Below are 18,244 nucleotides of genomic sequence, written 5' to 3' on the forward strand. Positions count from 1 at the left end.
TCATTATGATTCATTGTAGTGCTCAATAATGCATTATATAACCTTCTATGTTGAAGATTCATTTATGTATAAAAGGATATTACATCCCTTTATGTAGATGACGACCTTTATTGACTTCACGCATTAAATAGTCCACAAAGAGATCATCTCTTACTAGCCATGCTTGTTTATTTCGCTTTAAAAACCACTCCGCTTCATTAAAACTCGCAAAGGATTGTGTCAGTAGCATGTTATTTTTTTCAATTATCCAATCAACCTCATCGTTTGAATAGAGCATAAACATTTCATCTTGCTGATTTTTATAGAAAGTTCCAAACGTAGACCCTTTTACATTATAACGATTTCTTTTTGCATCCTCTGGAATAGGCTCTATATGGAATGTTGCCACTACATACTGCCTGTAAGCTTCCTCTGTTAATGAGCAGCCAGCAGCCTTTTGATGTCCACCTCCACCATATTTGGCAGCAATAGCTGACACATCAATATGATCATGGATTGTTCGAAAGGATATCTTTTTACTGCCCATATTAATCATCGCAATATAATCAAGATGCGGATTTTCCTTTCCCAATTCATTGCCAAGCTCAGAAAGATAGGATTCTGCATAGACAACCCCAGCATAGTATTCTCCCAAAGTAGTTTGAATAAGCTCCCGTTTCTTACGCCGAATGTAACGCTCTGTTTTTTCTTCTTCCATGCTTAAAATTTTCTTTTCAAAATCATCAAAGTCAAAGTGATCACTTGTTTTTAAACGCTCAAGCATTTTCTCTTCAAATTCTTCAATAGACACTAGAAAAAAAAGTGCATTTAATCTTTGTGCTTGTAAATTGCCGTTCTTTTCCCATTCCCATGTATCGTATTGTCTTACTAACTCTACAAATTCAGAAACGGCTTCTGTTTTTTCTAATAGTCCATGGATAACCAGGTATTGATAATATAAAGATGTAGCTGACGTTAAAAAGCCTTGCTCATCCTCAATTAATACCTTTCCCCATTCATATTGATTGAAATGGAGTGCTGTCTTATGATGGTCCAACAATTGCACATTACCAGTCGCCTGATAATAATCATGAATCCTTTTTTCATTCTCTTCATTTGGAGAAAGATCTGTAATAAACAAAAATGTTTTCTGTTGATCATTCTCCAAAAAGAATTCGATTTCGCGATCAAGTGCTGTAATGGAATTGTAGCGTATCTTCACCTTATCGTTAAAAGCAAGCTTGGCTAAAATCCCACACCCTACTCCGTCTAAATCGTTATGTGATAATAATTTATACATGTTCTCACCTCGATTGTAGTATGGGTATTTTTTTGGTATTCAAACAGCTAATGACGTTCAATACGTAACAACATGGATATTGTTTTTCAGATAACATACATTAAAACCATACATCTTTAGGATGAAAGGGGACACAGTGAATGAAAAGGAAACTAGCTTATAGTGGAATCGGATTTATTTTGATCTTTGCATTAGCATTTTCAGCTTATAAATTAATGAATGCACGTGACTATCAATTATTTGGTCCTATTACCTCTCGGGTTGAAACTCAAGAAAAGGTCATTGCATTGACATTTGATGACGGACCAACTGACAAAACTGGCTCTATTCTGTCGTTATTAGAGGACTACGAAGTAAAAGCCACTTTTTTTCTAATTGGACAGGATATCGAAGAACATCCAGAAGAGGCTAAAAAAATAGTGGAAGCAGGACACCAGATTGGTAATCATACGTATTCTCATAAACGTATGGTATTAAAAAGCCCCTCCTTTATTAAAAATGAAATAGAAAAAACAGATGCCCTTATTGCCAATATTGGCTATCAGGAAACACCCGTAGTAAGACCACCATATGGTAAAAAGTTAATCGGCTTTCCCTATTACTTAAATAAACATCAACGCGAGACCATTACATGGAACTTAGAGCCTGACACGTTCTTTACAAAGACAGAGGATAAAATAAATTATGTAAAGGAAAACATTCAACCAGGCTCCATTATTTTATTGCACCCTATGTATGATCAAACTGACAATGAACTACAGACAATAGAAGGAATTCTTCAGTCCCTTACGGATGAGGGCTATACATTTGTCACGATAGATGACCTGTTCAAATTTAAAGCGTCATGAGATTGTTTCATGTTTTTGAAAACTTTATGAATAAGCTAGACATATTATTGCAAAAAGTAATATTAAATATTATATTGACCATAGTCATATTTTGACTTTGGTCATTTTTTTATAAAGGAGCCCGTTTCAGAAATGCTAAGAGCAGAGCGTAAAAAAGAGTTAAAAGAGCAAATTTTTCTACAGGCTATTCAATTATTCAAGGAAAAAGGTTATGAGGCTGTAACCGTTCAGGAAATTGTTTCGGTATGTGGCATTGCTAAAGGTACTTTTTTCAATTATTTTTCAAGGAAAGATGACATTTTACTTTATTTAGGTACATCACAATTAGAAAAATTAACAAAACAATTAAATCATTATCACTATATAGAAAACCCTAAAGAGCTCATTTTAGTGTTATTGGGTGATTTATTGAAAAGGCTTACAGAGCATAGTGAGTTAATGAAGCTAGTTGTTATGGAAATTATGAAATCCTCCTATTTAGTTGAAAACGAATACAACAGTATTCAAAAGTTACAAAAAAGTATAGAAAGCATTGTTGAACAAGCAAAAATAAATGGCACTTTACAAAGTGAGCACGAAACACCTATTATCGCCTCTTCCATCATCAGCACATATTTCCACACATTATTATCTTGGTCTTTACAACACAGTGAAGAAAAAGATATAGAAGCTTTGTTTGAAAAACATTTAGACATTGTTTGGAAAGGCATTAGTAAATAATTTAAAAGAATGGAGGATAAGAATGCGTAAAAAAATTATTGTAGTAGGCAGTGGAATAGCAGGTTTAAGTGTAGCTGTAGCTCTGCAGAAAATGGACATGGATGTATCAGTTTATGAAAGGGCTTCAAAACCAACTGTTGCAGGAGCTGGTATTATCATTGCACCAAACGCTTTAAAAGCTCTAGAGCCATTTGGGATAGCTCAAACAATTAAGGAAAGAGGCAAACCTAGTGATGGCTTCCATATCCTTTCAGAGCAAGGAAAGATGCTTAATAAACTTACGATTCCTTCTAGTTATCAATACATGTATTCCATCCACAGAAAGGATTTACATAATATTCTATTGTCAGCATTAAGGCCAAACACTGTTAATTGGGGCAAAAATTTTTCACATGTCATACAGGATTCGCAAGGCGTACAGGTGACATTCGAAGACAATAGTATTGTGACTGGCGACATTTTAATTGCTGCTGATGGGATTCATTCCCCTATTCGCAAGCAACTATTTCCCAATAGTTCGTATCGCTATGCTGGTTACACATGCTGGCGTGGCGTAATGGCTACAAAAGGAATACCCAATATTAAGGAATCATTTTTCGAAACATGGGGCTCCCAGGGGCGATTTGGGATAGTTCCATTACCAAATGATCAAGTCTATTGGTATGCTCTTGTCAATGCAAAGCCCAATGATGCTAATTATATAAAATTTACTACCACTGATTTATTTAATCATTTTAAAGAATATCATTTTCCAATACCAACTTTATTGAACAATACGGATGAACATCAAATGATCCACCGTGATGTGTTTGATATTGTACCAATGGATAAGTTCTATCATCATCGTACCGTTTTTATTGGGGATGCTGCGCATGCAGTTACACCCAACATGGGGCAAGGGGCATGTCAAGCAATCGAAGACGCCCGAATATTAGCAGAATATCTTAATAAGTATGAAAATATCACTCAAGCATTTGCCAACTACAATGCCCATCGAAAAGAAAAAGTAAATACTATCTCTAAGCAATCATGGAATATTGGCAAAATGGCTCAGATGAATAATCGTTTTTTAATTAGCCTGAGAAATAAGTTATTAACATTAACACCCCAAGTAATGATTCAAAAACAAGCACAGCATGTCTATAATTTTGAAACCACAAAATAAACAAACTATAACGAAATTCTTAAAATCTGCACTTTCTTTGTGCAGATTTTTTCTTTTAACTAGTCAAATAGATAAAAAGTAATAGCTCTTAAAGTTTTTCTTATAATAATATCATCATCCTTTTTCATTTTAAGATATTTCTTTAAAAATCAAGCTACAGTAACATAGTTAGAATTTGTCAATAAAACTTAGATTTTTCAGAAATGTCTATAAATATTTTTTCAGTAAAATATAATCACCATCTCTGCTAAAATATGCTATTATACCTTTAGTATAATGTCCTATTTTTATCAAAGTAAAAATAGAGGAAATATGAACTACAAAAGGATGATGAATATGCAAAATATCCAACAATTATTCCAGAGCGAAGATGGAAATATCCAACAAAGAGAGAATTTTTTGTCCCTATTAGAGAAAATTGTTTCCTCATTAGATGAATTAAAGAACCCAAATAAGACAACTCTTGGTCCAATGAAAGAGCGATCTGCTAATTTTTATCAAGAGCTTATGCAAGAGCATCAAGTGCCAACAACTGGGATCGGACTCGATCAAGTTGTAAAAGAATTGACACATTTAATGCAAGGACACCCTTATCATACACGTAACTTTGTAACAAATGTTTTACCGATGGCAAGTATTCCTGGAGTGTTAGGACAGTTTACAAATGCGCTATTGAATGGCAATAATTTATGGGATGTTTATGGTCCTGCTGCTGCTGAGTGTGAGGTTAAAGTAGTAGCAATGATGTGTAAATTAGTAGGCTATGATTATACGAAAAGTTTTGGCTATACTACATGGGGTGGACAAGGTGCTGTTTTTAGTGGACTTCGTCTTGCCATTGCAAAACAATTCCCTCAAGCAAAAGAAGATGGTGTTCCTACTAATTTATATTGCTTTGCTTCAGAGAATGCCCATTACAGTCTTTTAAAATCAGTAGAAGCCGTGGGTATCGGCAGTAAACATTTAGTCCGTGTAAAAGCAGGTAAAGATCATTCTATGGATGTAGAAGACTTACGTGCACGTATGACAGACGTCATCGAAAATGGCGGTATTCCTGTTTATGTAGTAGCGACAACAGGTGCTACTGATCAATTTGGTATTGATGATGTCCAAGCCATCAAAGAAGTCACAACAACCCTTGAGAAGAAATACAACTTACAACCAGTACATATTCATGCTGATTCGGCTTTAGGTGGTTTTTATGCCTTCTTTAATGATTATGATTTTAATAAAAACCCACTCCAATTCGAGTCAGAGGTTTTACAGGGATTAGCACAAATCCGTGAACGTATGCAACATCTAGCCATTGCGGATAGCCTATGCTTTGATTTCCAAAAGCTTGGCCAAACACCTTATTTAACTAGTCTATTTTTAATTAAGGAAGGTAAAAGTTTACAGCTACTAGATATTGAGGACTTTGATACGCCATATGTAGGCAATCGTGGTTATGGCTCTTATCATACTGGCTATACATTAGAATGCTCTCGAATGGGTAGCTCCATTGCTATTTTTGCTGCATTGCAGGCATTTGGTAAGGAAGGCTATCAACAACTATTAGCTAATTATGTACGTGTGAATTTAGCATTCCGTGCTCAATTAGCTGCGAAAACGCCAATGCTACAGGTGGTTAATGAATCCAATATTGGGCCAGTCACAGCGTTTCGTTTATATCCAGACGGCATGAATTGGCAAGCTGAACAAGCTGGTCACTATACACAAGACCAAATAGAACACATAAACGGTATCAATGCTTCATTCTTTGAAATTATTGGAGAAGGTCGAGACGAAGTATTCTTTGGTGACACAACGCGTGTTTGCACGGTTAGTACTAGTGATACAACACAACAAGTACCAGTTGCAGCGGCAAAATTTTTCTCTATCTCACCTTATACGGAGACAGAACACATCTCTAATATGATTCATTTCTTACAGCAAAAGCTTAAAGTACTGGAGGCGTCCCACATTGCGTATCGTCACTAAATTTAAGAGTTCTTTACTCTACAAATATATTGCCAGTTTCACCATTCCAATAGCGATTATTTCCTTGCTCTTTAGTATTGTGTTATTTGCCGTTTCTTACCGCATTATTGACAACTTTGTTATTAAACAATTTGAATCTACTTTAGAGATTACATCGACAACAATTTTTGAAGATATTGAGAAAAATGATGTAAAGGCAGCGGATAATGGTAGCCCTGACAAATACAAAAAGCTTTTAGATCAATTGAATGCAACGGTTAAAAAATATGATGTTGAAAACGCCTATATCCTTTCTAAAGCAAATGGTAAGGAACATATCGTCGCACTAAGTAATACCGACAATCATCAGCAAGATTATGTATTTAGTGAAGAAATGCATGAAGCCGTAGCTAGTGGTAACACACAAACAAGTGATATTTATAAGGATGAATATGGTATCCATAAATCCATTTTTATCCCATTTAAAGATACAGATATTATTTTCGGTTTAGATATGGATGCTTCCTTCATTTCTAAGCTTCAAACGGAAACACTTTGGATTTGTATTATTTTAACGATAGTATTTGTAATTTTTGGTATAATCGTTGCTTACTTTATTAGTGTAGGCATTACAAAGCCAATTAAAAAAATGACACGTTATGTTGGTCAAGTTGCACAGGGAGATTTGGCTGTTGAACCTCTTCACATAAAAGGTTCCAATGAAATTGCCCAGCTTTCATCAGGCATTGAAAACATGACGGAAGATTTGCGTTCGTTAATTAAACAAATCGCTCAAAATGCTGAACAAGTGGCCGCAATGTCGGAGGAATTAACAGCAAGCTCTGAACAGACAAGTGCATCCATTCAGCAAATAACCTCTTCTATGCAAGAGGTTGCAGCGGGTTCAGAAAAGCAAACTTCTTCGATTGAAGAAGTGGATAGTCATATTACAACCATCTCTAACAAAATGTCAGAGGTAGTGACAAGTGTAACCGATGTAACAGATAAGGCATTCCAAGCATCTGCTATATCAGAAAAAGGCAACACAACAATCCAAGATGCTACTGAAAAAATGGCCGTAACATCTCAGGCTATTCAAGAGTCAGCAGCTGTAGTAGAACGTTTAAGCACATACACAAATGAAATTGGGGATATTGTGACATTGATTACCCAAATTACAGATCAAACGAATTTACTTGCATTAAATGCTTCGATTGAGGCAGCGCGTGCAGGCGAACACGGTAAAGGCTTTGCAGTTGTAGCGGAGGAAGTCCGTAAATTAGCCGATCAATCTTTAGAGGCAACTAACAGTATTCGTACACGCATTGAAACGATTAAAGAAGAATCTGCACAAGCCGTCAAATCAATGGCTATCAGTAGCAGTAATCTTGCCGAAAGCTCAACAACATTCAATGCATCCGGAGAGGCATTTGCTGAAATTTATACCCAAGTCACTGCACTGACGAGAGAAATGGACCATGTCAATAACGTGATGTCCAATATCAATGAAGGTGTTAGCAATATTGCTAGTTCTGTTGAACAAGTGGGGGTCGTAGCTGTTCAAGCTTCAGGCAATATTCAAAACGTAGCTGCTGCCTCTGAGGAGCAATCTGCAAGTATCGAAGAAATAACAGCTTCCTCTAATAACTTAGCTGAAATGGCTCAACAGCTTCGCAATATCATTCAAAAATTCCAGTTATAAAAATAACAAATCCGCTATGCACATTTTCGGCATAGCGGATTCTTCTTTCCATAAAAACTCTCCTACCAAAATGGTAAAAGTTTAGGCAATAATATTTTTCACAACTTTTGAAATAACGGCACCTTCAGCCTGACCTGTCAGCAATGGTTTTGCAATTTTCATGGCTTCTCCCATGTTCATTCCTTTTCCAACACCCGCTGCCACTAATTTCTCTGCAATTTCTTCTTCTGATAATTGCTTTGGTAAAAAGGATCTCAAAAGTGTCAATTTGGCTTCCTCTTTTTCAATCAGGTCTGCTCGCCCAGCCGTTTGTGCACCTTCTAAAGCCTGATTTGTTTGTTTGACCTCTCGATTAATAATAGCTATTTCTTCGTCAGCTGTTAAAGCCTCTCCCTTTTCTTTTTCAGCTGAATCTAATGCTGACTTTAAAAGGGATAATACACCCTTCGCTAACGTATCTTTTTCTCTCATTGCCGTTTTTAATTGTTCAAATATTTCTGTTTTTAACAATGATCTCACTCCTTCTAACCGTCTATATCAAAAAAATTATATCATAAAAATCATGAAGGATTATAGTTCGTTGCATCTGCTAACTTTACTTTATAGTGTAATATTCCCTTTAACTCACCTTCATAAGAAAAAATGCCTTGCTGAATTAATTGACGCAGACGATAGTCAATCCATTCAGCCTCTCTCAATTCTTCCATATGCCCCAGTACCTCTCCAATTAACCTAGCTGCAACTTGGTAATGAATTTCCTCTTGTTCTTCCTGTAAACGTTTAGCACAGGTAATGATCAAGTCATCCTCTCTATCCTCATTATTATTTCCCCAAAGTTCATGATATTTCCATGTATGTATGCAATCGTAATCATCCATTAACAGATTTAGCCCTTCTTTGCATAGGGAGTGCCTCAATGCTTCTTTTAATGGCCATCTTTGGAAATGTTCATAAAAGTAAAGTAAATCCTCTGTGTTGACCTCTCCAGTCGATCTTGGATAATGATCCTCTGCTAACTGTGGTAAAGTATATAACTCATGAAATAACTGAAAAGTATCTAATACATAGATATCATTTGTTTTCTGTTCGAGCATCGCCAAGACGAGTCGAAGCCCTATTTGCTCATGAGCATTTTGACAAGTCCAAATCAGTATATCCTGATGAGGGGGGATATTTTTAATTTTCTCTATTGCTTCCTTCATCTCCCGCTCACATATGATCAATCCATCATCTTCTATTAGATAGCGCTGTTCCAACCATTGAAAACGAACTTCAATTCCGTCCCTTGTATGTACATCTTTCAAAGGACCAACAGAAAAATTACCTGGCACAACAATAATCTCCTCGGACTTAGCATAGTCAGGATTACGAAAGGCTGCTTTCAAGCTCCCCCCAGGTGAATGACCGAATACAATATGCACCGTTTGTACCGTTGAAGAATTCCGCTCCTCAGCTTGCTGTAATAAAAACTGTAACATGCTATCTCTTGACTGTTCATTTATTAAAGTTAAAAGAAGCATCGACTTCGCATCAGCTTCACTCAATCGTTGTATTGACTGTTTTAGTTGGTTGATCTTCTCCATCATCTGTACTCCTTTATTTAAAAACACCTAACCTTATCATACCTCTTTATTACCTCAAATTACTAATTTAGTTAGTTTTAAAGATATGTTACTACTATTGCTAGTGAATTCTTTAATCTGGGCGGAGGCTCACTTCTTTTGAGCGACTTGCTCACTTTTTGGAGCAGGACAATGTATGAACTATATTCTCCAAAGCTAAAAACACTCATGTCCCTATAAAAAAACATACTACGCGTAGTAGCTCAACTACGACGGTAGTATGTTATTTAATCAACATTCGTTAAAAATACTTTTCCTTTTTTAGTTCCCTCAACAGCATCGATTGCCTTATGGATATCCAATAATGGAAAACGAGCATGTACATTCATCATTTTTAAGGAGCCATCCTGTACAAGTTGTATAAGTTGTTGCATCGTTTGTTGCCATTTTTCAATTGACGTCTGACGTTGCCAATGGCGTAAATGAAACATCCTCGCTTGTACCTTTGCTTCCTTCACAATGTTTGTCCAATTTACCTGAATACCCGATAAAAGACCAATAGCTAAAAAAATACCCTCGGGCTTTACGCAGAAGGCAAGCTGATTGCCAGCCTCTCCACCAATCGAATCAATTGCTGCATCTGCTCCCCTACCATTTGTTAATGCCATAACGGTTTCGTAAAGTGGCATATGAGAGGTATCAATGACAAAAGCTGCACCAAGTTGCAGTAATTCTTCAGTATGCTGATTACTTCGTGTCACAGCAATAAGTTGATAGCCTAGCAATTTCGCAAGTTGAGCATAGAGATGTCCAATGGCAGAGCCACAAGCATTTACTAATAAGACATCGTTTGATTGTAAATTAAGTACCTCTGAGCATGTTACGAAGGCTGTAATTGGATTAATATATATTTGTGCTGCTGTAAAATCATTCATCGTGTCAGGAATAGTCACTGCAAAATCTGCTTGCGTTTTCACTACTTCCTGCCAAGTTCCCTCTCCCCGTAACGGTAATACGCGCTGACCAATAATCTTTGGTGAAACAAGCGGTCCAACAGCTTCTATTATTCCTACTCCCTCATAGCCAGGGATAGTTGGTAAAGTGATTCTATGAGCATATTTCCCCCATATTGGTATTAAATCTGAGGGATTAATCGGTCTGGCTAGCATGCGAACAAGAATTTCTTGACCTTGAGGAGGCTCGATTGTTTTATTCTCTAGCCTTACAACCTCTTGCGGATTTCCAAATTCATAAATTTTTAGGCATTTTGCTTTCAACGATCCTAGCTCCTTTATTCATTCTGTATAGAACAACATCATACCAGGAGCATCTATTTCACGTTCCTTAAATCCAAGCTTCTGATAGAAAGGTTGTTTACCTTTAGCACAAAATAATTGAACCCATTTTATATTTTCTTTCTGACATTGCTCTAAAAGAGCATCCATCACCATTGTGCCAACTCCTTTTCGTTGATAATCAGGGTGCACCATCACATCACAGATAAATGTTTGATAGATACCATCAGAGATAATACGTCCATAGCCAATTAGATTGCCTTCATCATATATAGATGTACTGAACCAGCTATTACAAATAGCCTTGTATAATTGTTCATACGTATACTGCCCTTTTGCATTCCAGCCAGTTGTTTGGTGCAATGCTTTATACGAGTCTATCGTCGGATTTGTTTCTTTGATTATATACATATAACACTCTCCTTATTTTGAATAAATATACAAAATAACATATATTTAATCAACAATAAGTTTATGATGTTAGAGTTGCAGAAGCTTTAATTGCCCTTCTTCATCCATATTTAATTGTAAAGCTTCGTCTATTTCAATACTAATCGGGCTGATAACTGCTTTCTTATCAGAAAAATACCACAGACGTCCACTCGGTCCTAATAGGATATTGGCTCCGTCTTCATAGTTTCCTAGAAAATTAAGGCCATCCAGTTGAATTTCCTTGTTTGCTATAGTGTTTATAGCATACTTCTTTAATTTTTCAGCAATTGTTTGAATGTCATCTGACGTTAAATTGATTTCTCCAATATGTAACACTTGCTCTACAGAAAAATTAACTTCAGCATGTTTTGGATTTATTTCCTGTCTTGCAATAAGCTCCACTATATTGCCTTCTGGATCGTAGAAATAGCATGCATATGCTTTTAAAAACTCAAAATAGACTTCATCCTGCCCCTCTGAATCCAGCAAGCCTACATGCTCTTCTGCCCAAATCTTTGCCTGTTGAAATAAGTTACTAGGAATATTTAATGCAAAATGATACTGCTTTGGCATTTTAGAAGGCATCTTTTCAAATGTCATCCTGCTTTCTCCCACGGCTATTGTAAAATAGTCAGCTGTTCTTTCTAACAAAGTAAAACCTAACAAATCAACATAAAATTGCTCCATTTTTTGCATATCATGAACATATAATTTTACCTTCGTAATCTTCATCTTTAAGCACCCCTTTACACTCCCTACTATACAAGTAGCTGATTAGAATGGCTTCATGCAAAAGAATGAAGTTTACTTTCGTATAGTTAGAGAAGCTCTCGATCTCCCCTGCTATTTGGCTGCGATATTACGAGGAATTCTACATCTTCTTGTGAATCGTTTCGCATTTGATGTGGTAAATTTGGAGGTACTTCAATTCCCTCATGTTGCTTTAACTCAATTCTTTGGTCATTCAGTTCTATTGTAGCTGTGCCTGAAAGAACAAAGAAAAACTGCTGTGCATGATGGTGATAATGATTTACCTCAGCTGTTTGAGCAGGGATCCGCTCATGTATCACACTAAGCTCCCTATTTTGTACAAGATGCCAGCCATCACACTGTGCTCCCCATTGATAATGTTGTGCTAATGCTTTGTTAATTTTCATCCTTACACTTCCTTCCCTGCTTCAGAGGAGGGATATCCATCATTCTTGTTAACTTCCCTCATCCAATAAATTCAGCTAAGCTAATTTTCCTTTTTTGAAAATCTGCACGGATAGCCTGTAACTCAGCTTCTAACTTTAAGGCACCTGCTTCAACTCCCCTATAAATTACTAGCGGGGGCTGTTCTAAAGCCTTTCTCGCTTGTGAATAATCATAAGATAATAATTTTTTTAGCAACAATAATGTCTTTAGTTTATCTTTTCCTTCCCCAGTAATAGTTAGTTCATAGTACGCTACAGAACTTTCTTCAGGCAACATTTCTTCTAAACTAGGTGGAATCAGTACACTTTCAAGGAACAAAATTAAATTGTCATAAGCCATTGAAAAATGCCAATTGCCTGTCCCATGAGGAGCGGTAAAAACAGCCGTATCACCTCTTGATAGATCCAGACAATAGGGATCGCCTTCATCTGTGGCAATGACTAAATAATCATGTGGCCAATCCTCAATCATCTCATCTGTCACTGGATTATAATTATAGCCCTCCTGCCCACGTATTAAATCTCTTGCACCATAGATATTTAGATTAATATAATCACCTGTAGCCCATGTAACCCTTTCAACAACATAATGTCTCAAAAAATAAACATACTCTGCTGGCAATGACCACCCACCATCCACAAATTGGCTAATATCCTCTTCTGATTGATGATAAAAAACCATGGGATAGGCTGACTCCCGCTCCTGAAGCTCATCAATAAAATCACGCATTTGCTGTAATACTGCATCGAGTTTCTTTTCTAAATCTTTCAATGGAATTCTCTCCTTTTGATGACCAAGTGTCTTTCTTGCATTTTAACATACCCCATCATTAACCAAATAAGGGGAACATGTTATAATCATTAAAATAGACTGGTAGTATGCATAACGTGAACAAAAATAACGGATGGGAGCGATCTGTCATGCAACATACGAATGAACAGATAATACAGCAAGCCAACACGGAATTTTTGAAAGCACTTCGCTATTTAGATTATGGCAAGGTAAAACAAGGGGAAGCATGTCTCAAACAAGCCACCCATTTGGCAAATCTGCTGAATGACCATATCACATTTATTCGTGCTGCCATTTGTTATGGAGAGTTGCTATGGCACGCTGAAAAATATGATGCCTCCGATCATTGGTTACAGCTGGCACTTGATCGATTGACCGCAGTACAGCAAGATATAAATGACTTACTAGATGTGGATGTGCAACGAGCTCGATCCCTACTAAACCACCAACGACATCCATTATAAGGAGCAAGCAATCATGAAATTACTTATTAGACGTCCAGAACAGTCGGACATCCAGGCGTTACACGAATTCTTTGATCTTGTCATTCGGGATACTTATAAAAAAGAAGGAATTGCCGAGCTAGTGGACGATCAACAGGATGAATGGGAAACGAAAAAACAGTATGTAGCAATGGACTTAGAAAGCCAGGGCAAAAAAAGATTTTTCTGGTTAGCTTTAAATGAAGAAACCAATGACATAATAGGCACTATCGAATGCGAGAAGCCAACGAAATCATTCAACAAACGATCAAAGAGGAACTATTCAATTGTCTAGAAATCGGTACCGTTTTTATTCATCCTGACTATCAAAATCGTGGGATCGGCACCATGCCACTACAGAAAATGCTCCTAACGTTAGAAAATCGAAGGGTTCCTAGTTTTTGTTTAGATAGTGGATATAAACAAGCGCAAATGATCTGGCAGAAGAAATTTGGACAGCCTGATTTTGTCCTTGAAAACTATTGGGGAGCAAATAGTCACCATATGATATGGAAACGAACACTACCATTTCGAATATAGAAGTAAAAAATGCTCTATCAGATTACACAAGAACCTCAATGTAAAAAACAAATCTTTAGTCAATAACATGCTTTATGCATACAATATAAAACACTTTCCCAAATGATTTACAGGGTGTTATTAGGAATTACACATAAGGTTCGTGGTTTAGGGTATGACAAATTACAATGAATACTCAGTATGATTTCCACTTAGCTTTCAAGTGTTACCATCTGATGAAAATATCCTAATAAAAATTTACGGGACTCTCGATATGTGGGATAAGACTCTAAAAAAGACTTTGGATCAGTATGATGATTGGTAAGCAATAAAGAGATTATAAATGCTAATACTTATTATGTTTGGAGGGGAATGAAATGTTAAAATTCATTGATGATTTAGCTGGTGCGGTTTTCGATGTTTTTATGTTGTTTTGTTATTTCTTTGCAGGCGTAATAATTGTAGGAGTCCCCATTTTTTTATTAGCCAAGTTTTTCCTATTGTTTCACTAAATTTCAAACAGGTTGGTCGCACTATAAAAGGAATCACTATAAATAGTGATTCCTTTTATGACGAATACACTCAATATTAGGCTAAATATTTTGCTGCTAGTTCTCAGGTACTTATGGGCGAGACAATGCTATTATTTAATAAATTTATCATAGAACCGTTTGAGCATCGTTGCCATTTGTTGTCTTGTGAGTGGATCTGTAGGATTCATACACTTGCCATCGCCTCGTATAACTCCCTCTTCAATGGCCCACTCCCAATCTTCTTTATGTGCTGGTGATACCATAACATTTGATTTTATCCCAACTAATAACTCTTTCATTTCAGTAAGTTCCTGTTTTAGTTGTTTATTTTCTTTCTTTAATTCTTCATACTGAGACAATGATATTTCCTTCTTCTTATCAGTATCTGTGAACCAGGATAAAGACTTAGATCCATTTAATTGGTTTAAATCTACAGTTCCTTTAATACCTGCTATAATCCCTTTGTCTGTGTACTGCCATAAGTCACAGGCAAAGTTTGGCTTTAGTCCAGGTGAGCTAGAGCCACTATAGCGAGGAATCCATAGGAAATCATAATTTTTAACGGTATCCATCAGATAAGGTTTGTAAAAATGATGGCCTGTATATAGCCCGACTTTTACAGCCTTACTTTTTAAATAATCAATAAACACCTGTGTGCCTTGTACGATATTTTGGACACTAGCACCAAAGCTTTCTTCGATATCTACAACATAAAATAGCGGATTATAGTTTTTTGCTCTGCTATAGAAGTCTTTTGCTTGTTCCAATGCCTCAGTACCATTTTTAAAGGTAACATAAATATAAACACCAAAAGGTACCTTGTACTTCATACATGCTTCTATATTTTGAACGTATTTACGGTCAATTGTGCTTGTACCATATTGTGTGCGGATGATAGCCAAATCAACATCTTTAACCGCTTCAGACCAATCAATATCTCCTTGATGATGTGAAATGTCTATGATATAACTCATACAATTTTCTCCTCCCTAAAAATAGTAAATAAATTATGAATAGCGACAAACCCATTGCTTCAAGCATTATTTAGAATCATTCATTAAATAAAGTTATGTAGATTATTTTAGTCCTTATAGATTCTTCATTTACCGATTTTTAGTGGTCAGATAATTAAAAAGACAGAGCACATTTCACATAGTCGAATTCACTCTAAAAAAATAGCGGCTTTATATCAAATATTTACTTTGTAATTAAGTGCTAATTCATCCCCAGGTAACCCTCTTATTCCCCAATTATGTTTAGGCGTTTCAAAAATTGTAATTTCAACATCTTGAGGTGAAATATTTAATTTGTTATTTATGCGTTCAAATAGTAGCTTTACTAATTGTTTTTTAGCTTGAATCGTTCTACCTTCAAACATACTAATTTCTATTATTGTATATGATTCAGTTCTTTCACTTGCAAAATAAAAATCCTCTTTGTCCATAGGAAAAAAGCGATGAAATTTCTTATCTAATGGATATTCAAGTGCGTCCACCATACAAGAATGGATAATATTCGATAATGTTTCCTTAATGGGATTTAACCTTCTCTTAACACCATAAATTTTAATTTGTCCCAACGACCTCTCACCTTTCTTGACTTACTAATCTAAAGAGTAACTGGGCATTATTATGACTAATTACTATGTTGTGTATGTATTATACCATTTTGAAGAGTTAAATAATGGTTTTTTTGGAATCAAAGGAAGCACCAAATTTTATTCCGAAGTTCCTCTTTTTTATATGCATTTATCATATTACCGATTACCTTTTCCAACACAATTTTCAATAAGCTCGCAGAAATGCTCATTATATTTTTCTATAGGTCATGTTTCTTCTCTCAACACGGTGACATGAAGGTGGAAGAAAACATTGAAGTCCCCCACAACAGAGTGGTCTTAATTGGCAGGTTTCTAAACATCATTTCCATGAATAATTCAAGATTTTTATCAAATTCTTTTATTAATTTATGACCTCTTTAAAGCCTATTCGATGTATGATAAGACGATAGCCAGAGTATCCTTCTTCGTCTAGAAACTCCTCAAATTCTCCATAGACAATTATAGGTGTATTGTTTTTATAAGCGTTCTGCATGTTTCTGATAATTTTTTCTTTCACGTCAGGGTTAGCGCTCTGAAAGTGACAATTTATAAGCTCAGAGTATTTACTTAGATAAAAAGATAGAGTGCCATCACTATGTTTTTCGAGTCCATCTGGAGGATTACCGGCTGTCCACAATAAAGTTTTACGCATTGCATACTAAGCTTTCTCCATTCCTAGTTCTGTAAGCATGACATTTATATATGTATCTTGCTCCTCAAAAGTAGAGTCCAGCTCTAACGTATCAAGACGTATTTCTCCTACGTTGTCATAATTTTCAAAACTAGAATCTTCTCCGTCTAAAATGTCCGACTCTTTAAGTTCTACTACAGTTGATTGATTTTCTCCGATAGCAGTATGCTCAGGTGGTGGAATCATATAAACTGAGCCGCCCCGTTCCTCTATTCTTTCTTTCGCTGCCTCCAGGCTGTCCTCACTGAACATAGACTCTACTAGTTCTTGCGTATGAATTTCCTTTTCAACTTCGCCCATAGACTCTTCTTCTGTCTCTGAACTACACCCTGCAATAATTACAAATAAAAGTGCGACAATTGTTATAATAACGCTTTGTATTTTCATATTACATACTCCTCCCTCTAGTTCAATTTTGTTCGAACTCTTTTAATAATACCTCAAATAAAGTTTATTTGGATAACTATTTCCATTTATTATAAAAGCCAATTCTCCAAATTAGGTCTATTTATATTTTTTGGAAGACTATCACTTATATTTAATCAATTATAAAAAGGTACTGAACGTTTTTTATATGGGGTTTCTTTTATATGAAATGCATGATTAGACTTCATATTAGACCGCTCCCCAGCCTTGCTATTGGTTTGATGGGGAAAAATTTAAGACCACCCATTTTGGAGTGGTCTTTTATGGTGTATTTAATTAAAGCATTCCGTTAGTTGAATAAGTAAATCTGTTTTGCGTAGGAATCCCAATTTTTATTATCAGTATTTATTTCAATTGTAGGTATGATTGAATTTTCAGCTTGACTCCTATACTCTTGTTGTTGGTCTAATAATAATTCACACGCTAATTTCATTTCTTGCATGGTTTTCCCTTCCCATTCATTGGGATTTCTACTACTTATTCTTTCCTCTAAATTCTCTGGTGATACAGTTAACAAAGTACATCTTGCTCCCATTCCAAGTAACTGGGCTTCTAATTCCTTAATGTCATCTGATATTGAATGAGAAAATGCTACTCGATGATTTAAATGAAACCTTTCCAAAATAAAGAATAAGCCTTTTGAACGTTGAGTTTGTCCAATTTCTCTTGACCAATTATTTAACATTTTCAACATCGTGACTCTTTCTCTTAAGACCTGTAAGTGTTCCTCTCGACTTAACGACTTTAATTCACCATTTACTTTGTGTAATACTTGCGAATAATGCTCACTGAGAACTATGACACTACGTTCGGCATCATCACTTGCGTGAAGTTGTTTCAACGCTTTTAAGACTGATGTTTTTCCAGCATTCGAATAGCCTTCTAAGATTATCCCTCTAAAATCACTCATTTTCTCCCCCTAATTAATGTAATCTCTATCTAAATAAGGACTGTAGAATTATTTACGGTTGTTAAACTAACCTGCTCCGTTTGCCATCCATGTAACACAAAATCAATACAACACCATAGAAAATGTAAGATT

General features: G+C 35.8%; 19 protein-coding genes and 1 pseudogene. 8 read left to right on the forward strand and 12 right to left on the reverse strand.

Annotated elements, in window-relative coordinates; genetic code table 11:
- Positions 1–79: 79 nt before the first annotated feature.
- Positions 80–1,279: a DHH family phosphoesterase gene (locus tag C7B89_RS16345; RefSeq protein ID WP_054550091.1), complete on the reverse strand. Its 1,200-nt coding sequence runs from the start codon at positions 1,277–1,279 to the stop codon at positions 80–82.
- 140 nt (positions 1,280–1,419) lie between these two features.
- On the opposite strand from C7B89_RS16345, the gene C7B89_RS16350 reads away from it, so the two are divergent.
- The 5 genes from C7B89_RS16350 (at position 1,420) to C7B89_RS16370 (ending at position 7,673) form a co-directional block, all read left to right on the forward strand.
- Positions 1,420–2,127, forward strand: a complete 708-nt coding sequence (locus tag C7B89_RS16350) for a polysaccharide deacetylase family protein (RefSeq protein WP_115674115.1) — start codon at positions 1,420–1,422, stop codon at positions 2,125–2,127.
- Between the two features lie 132 nt (positions 2,128–2,259).
- Positions 2,260–2,847 carry a TetR/AcrR family transcriptional regulator gene (locus C7B89_RS16355; RefSeq protein WP_048392174.1) on the forward strand — a complete coding sequence of 196 codons (588 nt, stop codon included), beginning with the start codon at positions 2,260–2,262 and terminating at the stop codon, positions 2,845–2,847.
- Between the two features lie 22 nt (positions 2,848–2,869).
- Positions 2,870–4,012 carry an FAD-dependent monooxygenase gene (locus tag C7B89_RS16360; protein ID WP_112118203.1) on the forward strand — a complete coding sequence of 381 codons (1,143 nt, stop codon included), beginning with the start codon at positions 2,870–2,872 and terminating at the stop codon, positions 4,010–4,012.
- Positions 4,013–4,348: 336 nt separating this feature from the next.
- Positions 4,349–5,992, forward strand: coding sequence for a pyridoxal phosphate-dependent decarboxylase family protein (locus C7B89_RS16365; RefSeq protein WP_115674116.1), 1,644 nt, complete (start codon positions 4,349–4,351; stop codon positions 5,990–5,992).
- Positions 5,976–7,673 (forward strand): methyl-accepting chemotaxis protein, encoded by a 1,698-nt coding sequence (locus C7B89_RS16370; protein WP_115674117.1) that lies wholly within the window; start codon positions 5,976–5,978, stop codon positions 7,671–7,673. Before C7B89_RS16365 ends, C7B89_RS16370 begins: the two co-directional genes overlap by 17 nt.
- An 81-nt stretch (positions 7,674–7,754) precedes the next feature.
- Here C7B89_RS16370 and C7B89_RS16375 read toward each other — a convergent pair whose 3' ends face one another.
- The 7 genes from C7B89_RS16375 to C7B89_RS16405 all read right to left on the reverse strand — a co-directional run bounded on the left by C7B89_RS16375 (position 7,755) and on the right by C7B89_RS16405 (position 12,930).
- On the reverse strand, positions 7,755–8,183 hold the full coding sequence (locus C7B89_RS16375; RefSeq protein WP_115674118.1) for a GatB/YqeY domain-containing protein: 429 nt from the start codon (positions 8,181–8,183) through the stop codon (positions 7,755–7,757).
- 50 nt (positions 8,184–8,233) lie between these two features.
- Positions 8,234–9,256: a DUF1835 domain-containing protein gene (locus C7B89_RS16380; RefSeq protein ID WP_115674119.1), complete on the reverse strand. Its 1,023-nt coding sequence runs from the start codon at positions 9,254–9,256 to the stop codon at positions 8,234–8,236.
- 266 nt (positions 9,257–9,522) lie between these two features.
- On the reverse strand, positions 9,523–10,512 hold the full coding sequence (locus C7B89_RS16385) for a zinc-dependent alcohol dehydrogenase family protein (RefSeq protein WP_115674120.1): 990 nt from the start codon (positions 10,510–10,512) through the stop codon (positions 9,523–9,525).
- Positions 10,513–10,530: 18 nt separating this feature from the next.
- Positions 10,531–10,941 carry a GNAT family N-acetyltransferase gene (locus tag C7B89_RS16390; protein WP_036076278.1) on the reverse strand — a complete coding sequence of 137 codons (411 nt, stop codon included), beginning with the start codon at positions 10,939–10,941 and terminating at the stop codon, positions 10,531–10,533.
- A gap of 69 nt (positions 10,942–11,010) precedes the next feature.
- Positions 11,011–11,694, reverse strand: a complete 684-nt coding sequence (locus tag C7B89_RS16395; RefSeq protein WP_115674121.1) for a VOC family protein — start codon at positions 11,692–11,694, stop codon at positions 11,011–11,013.
- An 86-nt stretch (positions 11,695–11,780) separates the two neighbouring features.
- The gene (locus C7B89_RS16400) at positions 11,781–12,119 is read right to left on the reverse strand and encodes a cupin domain-containing protein (protein WP_115674122.1); all 339 of its coding nucleotides are present in this window, start codon (positions 12,117–12,119) and stop codon (positions 11,781–11,783) included.
- Positions 12,120–12,177: 58 nt separating this feature from the next.
- Complete coding sequence (locus tag C7B89_RS16405; protein WP_115674123.1) at positions 12,178–12,930, reverse strand: SMI1/KNR4 family protein; 753 nt, start codon at positions 12,928–12,930, stop codon at positions 12,178–12,180.
- Positions 12,931–13,079: 149 nt separating this feature from the next.
- Here C7B89_RS16405 and C7B89_RS16410 point away from each other — a divergent pair, with 149 nt between their 5' ends.
- The 3 genes and pseudogenes from C7B89_RS16410 (at position 13,080) to C7B89_RS23450 (ending at position 14,464) form a co-directional block, all read left to right on the forward strand.
- Positions 13,080–13,415, forward strand: a complete 336-nt coding sequence (locus C7B89_RS16410; RefSeq protein WP_103118461.1) for a hypothetical protein — start codon at positions 13,080–13,082, stop codon at positions 13,413–13,415.
- Between the two features lie 13 nt (positions 13,416–13,428).
- Positions 13,429–13,973: pseudogene (locus tag C7B89_RS16415) on the forward strand (GNAT family N-acetyltransferase).
- A gap of 356 nt (positions 13,974–14,329) precedes the next feature.
- Positions 14,330–14,464 (forward strand): hypothetical protein, encoded by a 135-nt coding sequence (locus tag C7B89_RS23450; RefSeq protein WP_004226973.1) that lies wholly within the window; start codon positions 14,330–14,332, stop codon positions 14,462–14,464.
- A gap of 131 nt (positions 14,465–14,595) precedes the next feature.
- Here the strand turns inward: C7B89_RS23450 and C7B89_RS16420 are convergent, their stop codons facing one another.
- The 4 genes from C7B89_RS16420 to C7B89_RS16435 form a co-directional block, all read right to left on the reverse strand.
- Positions 14,596–15,459 carry a GH25 family lysozyme gene (locus C7B89_RS16420; protein WP_115674124.1) on the reverse strand — a complete coding sequence of 288 codons (864 nt, stop codon included), beginning with the start codon at positions 15,457–15,459 and terminating at the stop codon, positions 14,596–14,598.
- A 215-nt stretch (positions 15,460–15,674) separates the two neighbouring features.
- Entirely contained in the window at positions 15,675–16,064 is a 390-nt protein-coding gene (locus C7B89_RS16425) for a tautomerase family protein (protein ID WP_066036462.1), read from the reverse strand.
- 679 nt (positions 16,065–16,743) lie between these two features.
- Positions 16,744–17,163 (reverse strand): hypothetical protein, encoded by a 420-nt coding sequence (locus C7B89_RS23295; RefSeq protein ID WP_244205698.1) that lies wholly within the window; start codon positions 17,161–17,163, stop codon positions 16,744–16,746.
- Between the two features lie 328 nt (positions 17,164–17,491).
- On the reverse strand, positions 17,492–18,112 hold the full coding sequence (locus C7B89_RS16435) for an AAA family ATPase (RefSeq protein WP_115674125.1): 621 nt from the start codon (positions 18,110–18,112) through the stop codon (positions 17,492–17,494).
- Between the last annotated feature and the right edge of the window lie 132 nt (positions 18,113–18,244).

Origin of the sequence: Lysinibacillus capsici (assembly GCF_003367505.1) — a bacterium.
In the GTDB taxonomy this organism is placed as follows: Bacteria; Bacillota; Bacilli; order Bacillales_A; family Planococcaceae; genus Lysinibacillus; species Lysinibacillus capsici.